This is a genomic window from Methylosinus sp. R-45379 (assembly GCF_001644125.1).
Lineage (GTDB): Bacteria > Pseudomonadota > Alphaproteobacteria > Rhizobiales > Beijerinckiaceae > Methylosinus.
Genome location: NZ_LUUM01000276.1, coordinates 15,764 through 29,298, shown reverse-complemented (window position 1 = coordinate 29,298; position 13,535 = coordinate 15,764). Strand labels below are relative to the sequence as shown.

Annotated in this window: 13 protein-coding genes; 8 read left to right on the top strand and 5 right to left on the bottom strand. The window is 65.0% G+C overall.

All coding sequences use genetic code 11. The annotated features are described in order from the left end of the window. Positions 1–364: 364 nt before the first annotated feature. From A1351_RS18100 to A1351_RS18080, 5 genes are all read left to right on the top strand, one after another. Positions 365–817: a hypothetical protein gene (locus A1351_RS18100; protein ID WP_245267200.1), complete on the top strand. Its 453-nt coding sequence runs from the start codon at positions 365–367 to the stop codon at positions 815–817. Further along, positions 814–1,233, top strand: coding sequence for a hypothetical protein (locus A1351_RS18095; RefSeq protein ID WP_024878228.1), 420 nt, complete (start codon positions 814–816; stop codon positions 1,231–1,233). The genes A1351_RS18100 and A1351_RS18095 overlap by 4 nt, the downstream gene beginning before the upstream one ends. A 135-nt stretch (positions 1,234–1,368) precedes the next feature. Further along, entirely contained in the window at positions 1,369–1,929 is a 561-nt protein-coding gene (locus A1351_RS18090; protein ID WP_024878229.1) for a LemA family protein, read from the top strand. Positions 1,930–2,079: 150 nt separating this feature from the next. Beyond that, entirely contained in the window at positions 2,080–4,359 is a 2,280-nt protein-coding gene (locus A1351_RS18085; protein WP_024878230.1) for an NADP-dependent malic enzyme, read from the top strand. Between the two features lie 115 nt (positions 4,360–4,474). Beyond that, on the top strand, positions 4,475–5,779 hold the full coding sequence (locus tag A1351_RS18080) for a UDP-glucose/GDP-mannose dehydrogenase family protein (protein ID WP_024878231.1): 1,305 nt from the start codon (positions 4,475–4,477) through the stop codon (positions 5,777–5,779). A 77-nt stretch (positions 5,780–5,856) separates the two neighbouring features. Here A1351_RS18080 and A1351_RS18075 read toward each other — a convergent pair whose 3' ends face one another. Then, positions 5,857–6,090 carry a hypothetical protein gene (locus A1351_RS18075; protein WP_024878232.1) on the bottom strand — a complete coding sequence of 78 codons (234 nt, stop codon included), beginning with the start codon at positions 6,088–6,090 and terminating at the stop codon, positions 5,857–5,859. Between the two features lie 268 nt (positions 6,091–6,358). On the opposite strand from A1351_RS18075, the gene A1351_RS18070 reads away from it, so the two are divergent. Beyond that, on the top strand, positions 6,359–7,984 hold the full coding sequence (locus A1351_RS18070) for an inorganic phosphate transporter (protein ID WP_024878233.1): 1,626 nt from the start codon (positions 6,359–6,361) through the stop codon (positions 7,982–7,984). A gap of 55 nt (positions 7,985–8,039) precedes the next feature. Here A1351_RS18070 and A1351_RS18065 read toward each other — a convergent pair whose 3' ends face one another. Together A1351_RS18065 and A1351_RS18060 are read right to left on the bottom strand one after the other, a co-directional pair. Continuing rightward, positions 8,040–8,984, bottom strand: coding sequence for a peptidoglycan-binding domain-containing protein (locus A1351_RS18065; RefSeq protein ID WP_024878234.1), 945 nt, complete (start codon positions 8,982–8,984; stop codon positions 8,040–8,042). Positions 8,985–9,098: 114 nt separating this feature from the next. Next, entirely contained in the window at positions 9,099–9,806 is a 708-nt protein-coding gene (locus A1351_RS18060) for an SOS response-associated peptidase (protein WP_064033628.1), read from the bottom strand. Between the two features lie 139 nt (positions 9,807–9,945). On the opposite strand from A1351_RS18060, the gene A1351_RS18055 reads away from it, so the two are divergent. Then, positions 9,946–10,440, top strand: a complete 495-nt coding sequence (locus A1351_RS18055) for a hypothetical protein (protein WP_024878236.1) — start codon at positions 9,946–9,948, stop codon at positions 10,438–10,440. On the opposite strand, the gene A1351_RS18050 is transcribed toward A1351_RS18055, so the two are convergent. Then, entirely contained in the window at positions 10,416–11,216 is an 801-nt protein-coding gene (locus A1351_RS18050) for an enoyl-CoA hydratase-related protein (RefSeq protein ID WP_036309143.1), read from the bottom strand. The genes A1351_RS18055 and A1351_RS18050 overlap by 25 nt on opposite strands. A gap of 37 nt (positions 11,217–11,253) precedes the next feature. Then, positions 11,254–13,029 (bottom strand): acyl-CoA dehydrogenase, encoded by a 1,776-nt coding sequence (locus tag A1351_RS18045; RefSeq protein ID WP_064033627.1) that lies wholly within the window; start codon positions 13,027–13,029, stop codon positions 11,254–11,256. 149 nt (positions 13,030–13,178) lie between these two features. Here A1351_RS18045 and A1351_RS18040 point away from each other — a divergent pair, with 149 nt between their 5' ends. Then, entirely contained in the window at positions 13,179–13,439 is a 261-nt protein-coding gene (locus tag A1351_RS18040) for a TonB-dependent receptor plug domain-containing protein (RefSeq protein WP_064033626.1), read from the top strand. Positions 13,440–13,535: the final 96 nt, after the last annotated feature.

Below are 13,535 nucleotides of genomic sequence, written 5' to 3'. Positions count from 1 at the left end.
AGACAGGGTCGTCGGACCCCTGTCCTCTGATCGACCGAACGATCCACTTTGATGAGCGCTCTAGCCGAGGATTTTGTTGACAGCGCATCATCGCGCTGAATCTATGACGGCGCAGGAGGCGCTCATGGAAAATCTCATAGGCGTGGGGTTGTACACCCCGGCGGAGGCGGGCCGTCTCCTCGCGATCGCTCCTGGAAAGCTGGCGCGGTGGCTGCGCGGCCATCAGGTCGGCGAGCATGAATATGCTCCGCTTTGGAAATCGCAAATCGACCTCGACAATGGCCATGTCTATTTGGGATTTCGCGATCTCATGGAAGCGCGAATTGCCGACAAGTTCATGCGTTGCGGAGTCTCGTCCCGACGCGTGCGCGCGGCGATCCAGATCGCGCGCGAGATCATCGGCGATGAGCGGCCGCTGTCGACCGATCGATTTCGGACAGACGGTCGAGACATTTTTCTGCGCGTCGCCGAAACCGACGAGCATGGTGAAGAGCGCGAAGGATTGTTGAACCTGTTCCGGCGTCAATACGAGTTCAAGCAGATCATCGAGCCATTGCTGAAGTCGGTCGATTTCGATGATAAAGGGGCGCCTTTCCAATGGTGGCCGGCCGGGCGCCGCACGAGCATCGTCGTCGATCCAGGGAGGTCGTTCGGCCAGCCGATCGATGCTTCGACGAGCGTGCCGACCGCAGTCTTGGCCGTGGCGGCAAATCGAGACGGGGTCGAGACGGCCGCCTTGGCGTTTGACGTCCCCGAGACCTCGGTCAGACGCGCTGTCGAGTTCGAGGCCGAGCTAGAGCGGCGGCTTGCGGCGTGAAGGTGCTGTTCGACAACTGCACAGCGCCGGTCATGGCGTCGACTTTAGACGGCTTTGTTTCATCATTTGGACATCGCGCATTTCATATCAAAGACGCGCCGGGGTTGCCCAATGGCCGTCATGCCTCCGATTTCGAATGGATCGACTTTCTGCGGAAAAGTCCCGACGCTTGGATGTTCGTTTCGGGAGACGGCCGCATCCTGAAAAATGCAGCCGAACGCGCTGCGTTGCGCTCGGCCGGTCTTCACGGCTTCGTTCTTGCGCCCGCATATCAGAAGACGCCGCTGCATCAGGTGGCGGCCACGATCGTCTGGAAGTGGCCAGAAATCGAGGCCGTCACCAAATTGATCGCGCCGCCTTCGATGCATGAAATTCCGATCGGCAAGAATGTCAGGCTTCGTTCTTTGCCCCTATGAGGCTTTCGGCAGATTTGCGCTCGACAGTTGGGTCTCGCTCCATTGTGCGTCGGCGCACTTTCGCGGGTCGCGAAAGCCGGATACGACTTGCGCATTCCGCCGCTGGCGTGCGGCGGGAAGATCAAGGAGCCCCAAATGACCGCTCTCGTCCTTCTCGGCGTATTGGTTCTCGCCGTCCTCTGGCTCATCGGCTCCTATAACGGCTTGGTGACTCTGCGCCAGCGCTGCCGTCAGGCTTTCTCGGACATAGACGTGCAGCTCAAGCAGCGTCACGATCTCATCCCCAATCTGGTGGAGACGGTGAAGGGCTACGCCGCCCATGAGCGCGGCACGCTCGAGGAGGTCGTCGCGGCCCGCAATAAGGCGGTGGCGGCCAATGGCCCGCAGGCGCAGGCCGCAGCCGAGAGCGCGCTGAACGGCGTGCTCGGCCGGCTGTTCGCCTTGGCGGAGAATTACCCCGATTTGAAAGCCAATCAGAATTTCCAGCAGCTGCAGAGCGAGCTGTCCGACGTGGAGAACAAGATCGCGGCGTCGCGGCGCTTCTTCAACAACGCCTCGGCCGAATACAACGCCGCCCGCGAGAGCGTTCCAGCCGCTTTCTTTGCCGGCTCCTTCGGCTTTGTCCCGCAGGAGTTCTTCAATCTCGAGGAGGGCGAGCGCAAGGCCGTCCAGGAAACCCCCAAGGTGCAGTTCTAAGGCGCGCCTCCCCCACGGCCGTTCCGCCCCGCCGCTCCCGCGCAGCGCCGGGGGGCTCGGGCCGCGGCCCGGAGCTTCGGCATATTGTCGTCGCAAACCTCTTGCTAAGTGCCCCCGGCAATCCGATGATTCGGACCGAGAGGGGGAAAAATGGCGGAAAAGCCTCCGAAGCGCGAACGTCCTGTCTTCACCGACAAGGAGGCTCTGCTCTACCACTCACGCGGGCGCCCCGGCAAAATCGCCGTCGTGCCCACGAAACCCATGGCGACGCAGCGAGATCTCTCGCTCGCCTATTCGCCGGGCGTCGCCGCCCCCGTGCTGGCGATCGCGGAAAACCCGTCCCTCGCCTATGACTATACCGTCAAGGGCAATCTGGTCGCCGTCATCACCAATGGCACGGCCATCCTCGGCCTCGGCAATCTCGGCGCGCTGGCGGCCAAGCCCGTGATGGAAGGCAAGGCGACGCTGTTCAAGCGCTTCGCCGATATCGACTCCATCGACCTCGAGATCGACACGCAGGAGGTGGAGGCCTTCATCGCCGCCGTGCGTTATCTCGGTCCCTCCTTCGGCGGCATAAATCTCGAGGATATCAAAGCGCCGGAATGCTTCATCATCGAGGAGCGCCTGCGCGAATTGATGGACATTCCCGTCTTTCACGACGATCAGCACGGCACCGCGATCATCTCCAGCGCCGGCCTGTTGAATGCGCTGCATCTCACCGGCCGCGACATCAAGAACACGCGCCTCGTCTGCAATGGCGCGGGCGCCGCGGGCATCGCCTGTCTCGATCTCGCCAAGGCGATGGGATTCGCGCCGCAGAATGTCACGCTCTGCGACACCAAGGGCGTCGTCTATCGCGGCCGCGTCGAAGGCATGAATCAATGGAAGAGCGCGCATGCGGTGGACACCGACGCGCGCACGCTCGCCGAGGCGCTGGACGGCGCCGACATATTCTTCGGTCTCTCGGTGAAAGGCGCGTTGACGCCCGACATGCTGAAGACGATGGCGCCCGATCCGATCGTCTTCGCAATGGCCAATCCCGATCCCGAGATCACGCCGGAGGAGGCGCTGGCCGCGCGGCCGGACGCCATCGTCGCCACGGGGCGCTCCGACTATCCCAACCAGATCAACAATGTTCTGGGCTTTCCCTACATTTTCCGCGGCGCGCTGGACGTGCGCGCCAAGACGATCAACATGGAAATGAAGATCGCCGCGGCGAAGGCGCTCGCCGAGCTGGCGCGCGAGGATGTGCCGGACGAGGTGGCCAACGCCTATCAGGGCGCGCGGCCGCGCTTCGGCCGCGACTATCTCATCCCTGCGCCTTTCGATCCGCGCCTCATCTCCATCGTGTCGCCGGCCGTCGCCAAAGCGGCGATGGATTCCGGCGTCGCGCGCCATCCGATCGTCGATATGAACGCCTATCGCGCCGAGCTCTCGGCGCGCCGCGATCCGATCGCCGGGCTGATGCACACGATCTATGATCGCGTGCGGCGCGATCCCAAGCGCGTCGTCTTCGCCGAGGGCGAGGAGGAGCAGGTCATTCGCGCGGCGCTCTCCTTCGTCACGCAGGGATTGGGGCGCGCCATTCTCGTCGGCCGCGAGGATCGCGTCGCGCAGACCGCGCGCAACGCCGGCCTCGAGCTCGGCGATCAGATCGAGGTGCACAACGCCAAGCTCTCCTCGCGCAATGGCGTCTATGCGCAATTTCTGTTCGAGCGCCTGCAGCGCAAGGGATTCCTGTTCCGCGACTGTCAGCGCCTCATCAACACCGACCGCAATCATTTCGCTGCGGCCATGGTGGCGCAGGGCGACGCCGACGCCATGGTGACGGGCGTCACCCGCAATTTCTCCAATGCGCTCGAGGACGTGCGCCATGTCGTGGACCAGAAGCCGGGACACAGGCTGATCGGCGTCTCGCTGGTGCTGGCGCATGGGCGCATCGTCGTCGTCGCCGACACGGCGATCACCGAAATGCCGGAGGCCGCCGATCTCGCCGATATAGCGATAGAGGCGGCCGGGGTGGCGCGGCGCATCGGCCTCGAGCCGCGCGTCGCCATGCTCGCCTTCTCCACTTTCGGCTATCCGCCGGGCGAGCGCACGGCCCGCGTGCACGAGTCTGTGCGCGTGCTCGATTCGCGGCGCGTGGACTTCGAATATGAGGGCGAGATGGCGGCCGATGTCGCGCTCAGCCGTCACGCCATGGCGGCCTACCCGTTCTCGCGTCTCAGTGATACCGCGAACGTATTGATAATGCCGGCCTTTCACTCCGCCTCCATCGCCACCAAAATGCTGCAGGAGCTGGGCGGGGCGACGGTGCTGGGTCCGCTGATCGTCGGGCTCGACAAGCCGATCCAAATCGTTCAATTGGGCGCAACCGACGCCGATATCGTCAATATGGCCGCTCTGGCGGCTTTCGGGGTCGGGGGTTAGGGCGGCGCCTCTCCGACCGGGCGCGGCGGCCGCGCCAAAAAAGCGTTTTTGTCATGGCGACGAAATAATTGCGTTGCAGTGACAGTCCTTTGGACCGAGCGAGAGACGAGAGACGATGAACATCACAATGATCGGATCGGGCTATGTCGGCCTCGTTTCCGGCGCCTGCTTCGCCGATTTCGGCCATGTCGTGACCTGCGTCGACAGCGACGCCTCGAAGATCGAGCGCCTGCTGCGCGGCGAGATTCCGATCTTCGAGCCCGGGCTCGACGAGCTCGTCGCCAATAATGTGAAGCAGAACCGCCTGTTCTTCACCACCGATCTCACCCCGGCCGTGCGTGGCGCGGACGCCGTCTTCATCGCCGTCGGCACGCCGTCGCGCCGCGGCGACGGCCACGCCGACCTCTCCTATGTCTACGCCGCCGCCGAGACCATCGGCCGCGCGCTCGACAAATTCACCGTCATCGTCAACAAATCGACCGTCCCGGTCGGCACGGGCGACGAGGTCGAGCGCCTCATCCGCGAGGTCAATCCCAAGGCCGATTTCGCCGTGGTCTCCAATCCCGAGTTTCTGCGCGAGGGCGCCGCGATCGAGGATTTCAAGCGCCCGGACCGTGTCGTCATCGGCGTCGAGGACGATCGCGCCCGCGAGGTGATGTCGGAAATCTACCGGCCGCTGAGCCTCAACCAGCCGCCGCTGGTCTTCGTCGGCCGCCGCACCTCCGAGCTCACCAAATATGCGGCCAACGCCTTTCTCGCGACCAAGATCACTTTCATCAACGAGATCGCCGATCTCTGCGAGCGCGTGGGCGCGGATGTGCAGGAGGTCGCGCGCGGCATCGGCCTCGACAATCGCATCGGCTCGAAGTTCCTGCACGCCGGGCCGGGCTATGGCGGCTCCTGCTTTCCCAAGGACACGCTCGCTCTGCTGAAGACGGGGCAGGATTACGCCGCGCCGCTGCGCATCGTCGAGACGGTGGTGGCGGTGAACGATTCCCGCAAGCGCGCCATGGCCCGCAAGGTGATCTCGGCGCTCGGCGGCTCGGTGCGCGGCAAGAAGATCGGCTTGCTCGGCCTCGCCTTCAAGCCCAACACTGACGATATGCGCGACGCGCCTTCGCTCGCCATAGTGGCCTCTCTCGCCGGCGACGGCGCCAAGGTCTACGCCTATGATCCCGAGAGCATGGGCCAGGCGAAGCCGCTGATGCCGGAAGTGACCTTCTGCGAGGATCCTTATCAGACGGCGGAAGGCGCCGATGCGCTGGTCATCGTCACCGAATGGGACGCGTTCCGCGCGCTCGATCTCGATCGCGTCAAGACGCTGCTGAAGACGCCCGTGATCGTCGATCTGCGCAACATCTATCGCGCCGCCGACATTCGCAAACGCGGCTTCACCTATCTGAGCGTCGGTCGGGCGTAAGGAATAAAAAAAGCGCCGTCATTCCCGGCGGGCCTGAGCCCGGCCGGGAATGCGGGGCCGCCGCGTAAAACGATCGCTCAACCGCGCCCCTGCTCCGCGACGAGGGCGAGCGAGGTGAGCGCGGAGAGACGCGGCGGCGCCTCGCGCCGCAGCTCCAGCGCCGCGCTGCGCGCATTTTCCGCCGATTGGAACAGACGCCCCTCCAATGGGCGGAATGACTGTTTCGCCGCATAGAAGCGATAGCCCTTGGCGTCGCGGGCGATCACGCCGACGGCTTCCTCGCCGAGCTCGATGATATAGGCGTCGGACATTTTTTCGGCCTCCTTCTCAGCGGCGCGCGGCCCCTCACGACCACTTTGGGCGCGCGGCGCGTCGCTTTGCGAGCCTATAGGCTCTAGCGAATTGTTCGTTATGTCAAATAGAATGTTCTTTTAACAGAACCGCGACGAGAGAACGAACGCATCGCCAGATCGCCGCGCGGCGAAGAATTTCTGCTCCCGGCCCGTAGAGCCCGCGTCGTCACACGCTTGTCGTGCGCAATTGTTGAATATTCACGCCTTTCGTTGCGAGGAGAAAGTTATGACATCCGTTGCCTCGAGCGTCGATCTGCGTGAAAGCGCCGACGCTCATAGTCCGAAGCCGAAGCTCGATCACAAGCTCGACATACGTGCGCTTCTCATCTTCCTCGCGGTCATCGCGCTCGGCCTCGCCTTCACGGCGTGGAGCATCTACAAGGATATTCTGGAGTCCGGCGCGCCGGTCACCAATTATCTTCCCTTCATCATGCTCGGCGTGGCGCTGCTCATCGCGCTCGGCTTCGAGTTCGTGAACGGCTTCCACGACACGGCCAACGCCGTGGCGACGGTCATCTACACCCATTCCATGCCGGCGCCGGTGGCCGTGGTGTGGTCGGGCTTCTTCAACTTCCTCGGCGTGCTGTTCTCCACGGGCGCGGTCGCCTTCGGCATCGTGTCGCTGCTGCCGGTGGAGCTCATTCTGCAAGTGGGCTCGCAGGCCGGCTTCGCCATGGTGTTCGCGCTGCTCATCGCCGCGATCGTGTGGAACCTCGGCACCTGGTGGCTCGGCCTGCCGGCCTCCTCCTCGCACACGCTGATCGGCTCCATCATCGGCGTCGGCGTCGCCAACGCCCTCATGCGCGGCCGCGACGGAACCTCCGGCGTCGATTGGGGCAAGGCCACCGATATCGGCTATTCGCTGCTGCTGTCGCCGCTCTTCGGCTTCGGCGCCGCGGCGCTGCTGCTGCTGGTGATGAAGTTCCTCGTCCGCAAGCCGGAGCTCTACACCGAGCCCAAGGGCCAGGCGGCGCCGCCGTGGTGGATTCGCGGCCTGCTGATCCTCACCTGCACGGGCGTCTCCTTCGCGCATGGCTCCAATGACGGCCAGAAGGGCATGGGCCTCATCATGCTGATCCTCATCGGCACGGTGCCCACCTCCTATGCGCTCAATCGCGCGCTTCCGGCGAGCCATCTCGCGAGCTTCTCGCAAGCCTCGCATGCGGCGTCCAAGGTCGTGGAGACGAAGGCCGCGGGCTATAACGTCCTCGGCGATCCGCGCCCGGCAGTGACGAATTACGTCGCTCAGCATCAGATCAACGAGGGAACCTATCCGTCGCTCGCCGTGCTGATCCGCGACATCTCGCATCAGATCGAGAGCTATGGCTCGATCGCGAAAATCCCCTTCGCCACCGTCGGCAACACGCGCAACGACATCTACCTCGCCTCCGAGGCGCTGCGCTTCCTCGCCAAGGACAAGGCGTCGGAGCTGACCGACTCCGACAAGAAGGTGCTGAAGGAGTATAAGGACCAGATCGATCAGGCGACGAAATTCATCCCGCTGTGGGTGAAGATCTCCGTCGCCATCGCGCTCGGCCTCGGCACCATGATCGGCTGGAAGCGCATCGTCGTCACCGTCGGCGAGAAGATCGGCAAGCAGCATCTGACCTATGGCCAGGGCGCCTCGGCCGAGCTGGTCGCCGCCGGCACTATCGCCGCCGCCGACATGTATGGCCTGCCGGTCTCGACGACGCATGTGCTGTCTTCCGGCGTCGCCGGCACGATGGCCGCCAATGGCGCCGGCGTGCAGATGGCGACGATCCAGAAGCTGCTGATGGCCTGGGTGCTCACGCTCCCCGCCGCCATATTGCTGTCGGCTTCGCTCTACTTCGTGCTGCGTCAGGTGATGTGACGCGCCAAAAAGAGAGGGGCCTTCGCGGCCCCTCTCTCTTATTCCTGCTTCCTGCTCAATCGCCCTTGCCGGCGAGGCGCGGCGACATGATCTTGCTCACCAGGCAATGGGAGCCGTCGGTCGGATCCTCGGTGCGGCGCGGGCGCTTGGCCTTGCATTCCGCCTTGTCGGCCGGATTCGTCACGCCATAGAAGGCGTTGATGATCGCCTGCTCCTGCTCGTGATCGAAAGCGTGCGTCTGGCCGAACATCACATATTGAAAGACCAGAGGCTGCGTCTTCGGCACGAAGGCGACGAAATCGGCGGCCTCTTTCAATTTGCCCGCCGCGCAGCCGCGATAGGCCGCCGGACGCTGATATTTGACCCCCGCGGGCGTGGATTTGCCGGAGAGCGCATAAGTGTAGCAGGCGCGCGGCTTGGACATTTGGCAATAATAATGGATGGTTATGTCCGACCAATTGGTCGGCGCGTAATTCGTTTTCAGGCAGTCGGCCGTATATTGATAGCCCTGATCCGTATGCTTGGGCTCGCCGGCGCGGCGGCTGCCATAGACATCGGCGCTCTGGTTCATCGCCGCGAGAATGGCCGCGCCGGGCAGCGAGAGGCCGGCCGCGGGGGCGTTGGGCAGATAATTGCTGTAGGCCTGGGCCGGATCATTCTTGCCGGCGACGAGCTTGTCGATCTCCTCCTGCGTCGGAACGGCGATCCAATCGGCGACGGGCTTCGCCGTCGAGACGCCGATCCCGAGCTTGTCGAGCGTCGCGGCGTCGAGCGCGCCGCTCTGCGGCAGGCCGGACTTCTGCTGGAAGGCGGAGATTGCGGCGGCCGTCTTGGTCCCGGCGACGCCATCCGGCACGCCTGGATCGAAGCCTTGCGCGGCGAGCTTCGACTGCGCGGCTTGGGCGACCGGATTATAGGGGCCAGCGAGGCTCGCAGAGCCGACAGATGACGCAAGAACGATTCCGAGCGCCGCGAATGCGGCGCGCATGCCTATGCGCATACCAAACTCCCTTCGAGAAAATCTCATGTCGAAACAGGCGACGACCGGGAGTCATATCACCGGCCGCAGAGCCGCCAAGGCGTTTTTCTTCCCCTCGCCGCATCCTCGCGCCGCTCAGGCGAGGAGATCGGCGCGCTTATATTGAACGGAGGGCGTATCATTGGAGGCTTTATTGACCTCCGGGCCGATCTCGAAGAATTCGAGCGCGTCGTCCGGCGCGGGCGCCAGCAGGCGCCAGGCCGCCTCGGCCGCATATTCGTCGAGGCCGAGCCAGAGATCGAAATCCTTCGGCGCGAGGATCGCCGGCATGCGATCGTGAATGGCGACCGTCGCGCCATTGGCGGAGACGGTGAGGATGCAGGCGGTGTCGAGCTCGCTGCCGTCGCTGCCGATCCATGTCTCATAGAGGCCGGCGAGCGCCAGCGGCGTCCCATCGGCGTGGCGGAAGAGATAGGGCCGGCTCGCCCGCGCCCGGCCCTTGGCGCCGTCGCGGCGCCATTCATAATAGGCGTCGGCGATGAAGAGGCAGCGCCGACGCCGTATCGCGGCGCGAAAGCTGGGCTTCTCCGGCGCGCTTTCGGCGCGGGCGTTGATGATGAGCGGAAAGCTCGCCGGATCTTTCACGAAGCCCGGCAGAAAGCCCCAGCGGACCAGCTGAAAGCGCCGCGCCTCGCCGCCGCGCGGATCGCGTTCCTGCCGCACGATGGGGACGGGCTGCGTCGGCGCGATATTGTAGCGCGGCGGAAAATTCGGCTGATCGACATAGCCGAAATAGTCGCGCGCCGCCTGCGGCGGCAGAGTGATGGCGTATCGACCGCACATGGCTTCCCTCGATTCTCCCATTCTCGCTGCGCTGCGAAATGCCGGAAATCCCGCGCCTTCCCGGAATCGCAGCGGGAAGGCGGAAAGAGATTCTTATCAATTGGAGCCCATATTGGACCCCAGCATATCGGGATTTCCTATGACCGCTGACGCGCAATTCGCAACGCTCGATCAAGTCGACGGCAGTCGAGCGCCGAATCCTTTTTCATCCACCAAGCCGCTGATCAGCCCGGTGTCCGGTCTGGCCAACGACTATCTCAACCTGTTCAACGAGCTCGTCATGATGCTCGAGCAGCTGCCGCACATGCCGGAGCTCATCGACGATCTGCTGGTTTGGCGGCCGGTGACCTACAAAGAGTATTTCGAGCGCTCGCAGCTTCCCGGACGCCACTCGGCGCTCGCCGCCTATGAGAAGGTGAGCCCGGACTTCAAGCGTCGCTTCGAGGCCTATGTCGCCGAGCTCGACACCATCGCCGTCGCCAGCGTCGCCGCCGTGCGCCTGCAATATCGCACCGGCTCGCCGCAGAACATCGACCGCCTCGCCGGCACATGCGCCCGCGCCGGCGAGAAGATGCGCGCCATTCTCTACAAGGCGTCGCGGCTCGTGAACTACGCCAGATTGTCCGACGACTGAGCGAGCGGGTCGCTGGCCGGGGCGCCGGCGAAAAACGCTTCGAGCCGCGCGCGCGTCTCGCGCATCGTCAGCGCCGCCGCGAATAGGGCGGCCTCCTCCTCGATCCGGGCGGCCACGGCCGCCGTATCGCCCCGCAGCAGGCGCCGCGTCGCCGCCAGCGCCGCACGTGGCTTGGCCGCTAGCCGGCGCGCGGCGTCGAGCGCCATCTCCTCCACCTCGTCGAAGCCGGCGACCGCATTGACGATGCCGAGGCGCAGAGCCTCGCTCGCCCCGAAGCTGTCGCAGAGCAGCAGGAACTCCGTCGCCTTGACGAGGCCGATGCGTTGCGGAACCAGCAGCGTCGAGGCCGCCTCGGGGATGACGCCGAGATCGACGAAAGGCATTTTGAAGCGCGCCCCATGCGAGGCGTAGACCAGATCGCAATGGAACAGCATGGTCACGCCGACGCCGATGGCGTCGCCCGCCACGGCGGCGACGAGAGGCGTTTGCAGCGTCGCCAGCGCGCGGACGAAGCGCAGAGCCGGGAAATCCTGCGGATTGTCCAGCGGGCGGCGGAAATCCTCGAGATCATTGCCGGCGGTGAAATCGCCGCCCGCGCCCGACAGCACGATGGCGCGAATCTCCTCGTCGGCGTCGGCCTTGGCGAAGGCGGAGATCATCGCCTCGTACATGGGCTTGTCGATCGCGTTGCGCTTGGCCGGCCGGTCGATGACGATCCGCAGCAGCGGGCCGTCCCGGCGGACGAGGATCTCACGATTCTGCTCGCGATTTTTCATGAGCGTCTTTCTCGTCTCTCGGGCTCCGCGGCCCGATTCACTCTCGCCCGGCGGACAGCAGCGCCTGTCCGGCGATGATGGAGTCGCCGCCCTCGACGGTGGCGCGTTCCAGCCCCTCCGCCGCGACGGCGAGATTATCGGCGAAGAATCGCGCCGTGACGATTCTATTCTGAGTTGCGGCGTCGCCGGCGCCACGCGAGGCGAGCGCACCGGCCCCGAGCAGAGTGACACCGCGCGCCAGCGCGAACAGCCGCAGATAGGGCGTCGCTCCGGCGAGCGCCTCGAAGCCGCGCGGATCGGAGGTCGCGGACAGAAAATCGGTCGCGCGCTCGAAGGCGTCGACAGCCGCCGCGGCGCGATGGGCGATATTGACGAATACGGCGTCATTGCTCGCAGACAGCGCGTCTATGTCGTCGCGCATGTCGTCGATCTCGCGCCACACGGCCGCGCCTTTGGAGAGGCGCAGCTTGCGGGTGACGAGATCGATGGCCTGAATGCCGTTGGTTCCCTCATAGATCGGCGTGATGCGCGCGTCGCGCAGCAATTGCGCGGCGCCGGTCTCCTCTATGAAGCCCATGCCGCCATGGACCTGAACGCCGAGCGAGGCGACCTCGACGCCTATGTCGGTGGAATAGGCCTTGGCGAGCGGCGTCAGCAGGCCGGCGCGCTCCTGGGTCGCCTGCGCCTCCTCGCCCTCCAGCAGGCGAGCGCGGTCCAGCGCGGCGGCGGTGAGATAGCAGATCGCCCGCGCCGCGGCGGTCTTCGCCTTCATCGTCAGCAGCATGCGCACGACATCGGGATGCTCGACGATCGGAGCCGGATCGGATGAAGCGCCTCGGCCCTGACGGCGCTCGCGGGCATAGGCCAGCGCCGTCTGCGTCGCCCGCTCGGCGAGGCCGACGCCCTGCAGCCCCACCGAGAGCCGCGCATTGTTCATCATAGTGAACATGCAGGCGAGGCCCTCATTCTCGCGGCCGACGAGAAAAGCGACGGCGCCGTCATTGTCGCCATAGGACATTGTGCAGGTCGGCGAGCCATGGATGCCGAGCTTGCGCTCTATCCCGACGCAGCGCAGATCATTGCGCGCGCCGGGGCGCCCGTCCGGCCCCGGCAGGAACTTGGGCGCCAGGAACAAGGAAATTCCGCGCGTGCCGGCGGGGGCGTCGGGCAGGCGCGCCAGCACGAGATGAACGATATTCTCGGCGAGGTCGTGCTCGCCATAAGTGATGAAAATCTTCTGCCCGAACAGGCGATAGCTTCCGTCCTCGGCGCGCTCGGCGCGCGTGCGCAAATGGGCGAGATCGGAGCCGGCCTGCGGCTCGGTGAGATTCATCGTCGCCGTCCATTCGCCGGAGATCATCTTCGGCAGATAGGCGGATTTCAGCGCCTCGCTCGCGTGGATCTCCATCGCTTCTATCGCGCCCTGGCCCAGCAGCGGGCAGAGCGCGAAGGAGATATTGGCGGCGTTCCAAATCTCCGTGCAGGCGGCGCCGAGCAGCAGCGGCAGGCCCATGCCGCCATGGCCGGGCGGCGCGGAAAGCGCGTTCCAGCCGCCCTCCACCCAGAGCGAATAGGCCTCGCGCCAGCCGGGCGCGGTCGCCACCTCGCCGTCCGCGAGCGTCACCCCCGCGCGGTCGCCGACGCGATCGAGCGGCAGCAGCGCCGTCTCGGCGAATTTGGCGGCCTCCTCGAGCGTCGCGGCGGCGGTGGCCGCGTCCAGCTCGGAATAGAGTCCGCCCGGACCGAAGGCCGTCTCGCCCGCCGCTCGCCGCATGGCGAAGAGCAGATCATCGAGAGGCGCGCGGTAGGACATGGACGGGCTCCGGCAGAGAATCGCTTTCTCATTCTAGCGCCGCCGCAGCGCTATTCCACCATTCGCGCCGAGAGAAGCGCCGCTCGCGCCGCTGCCGCCGCCATGATAGAAAGGCGAGCGTAGCCGAACGGCGGCGAGGAGAAATCGTCATGCCTCATGTTCGCATTCTGGCCGGCGTCGCATCGGCGCTGATCGCGACGAGCGCTTGCGCCGACGCGTCGCGGAAGACGCCCGCGGAAGATGGTTATCACATTCCCTATGTCGTCGGCCCCGGCGGCGAGAAGCGCGATGTGATGAATGTCCCCGGCGGCGTGACCGTCCTATCGCGAAAATTCATGGACGATATTCAGGCGACTTCTGTTCAAGACGCGTTGCGCTACGCGCCCGGCGTGCAGGTCATGGGTAGATGAAATGATGGGCCGCCGGCCCTTGCGCCGATAATTAGGTAAAATTGCGTAGTTATTCCGCGACCCGCGTTAAGCTCCCGCCTGTAAGACGTTTCTCGA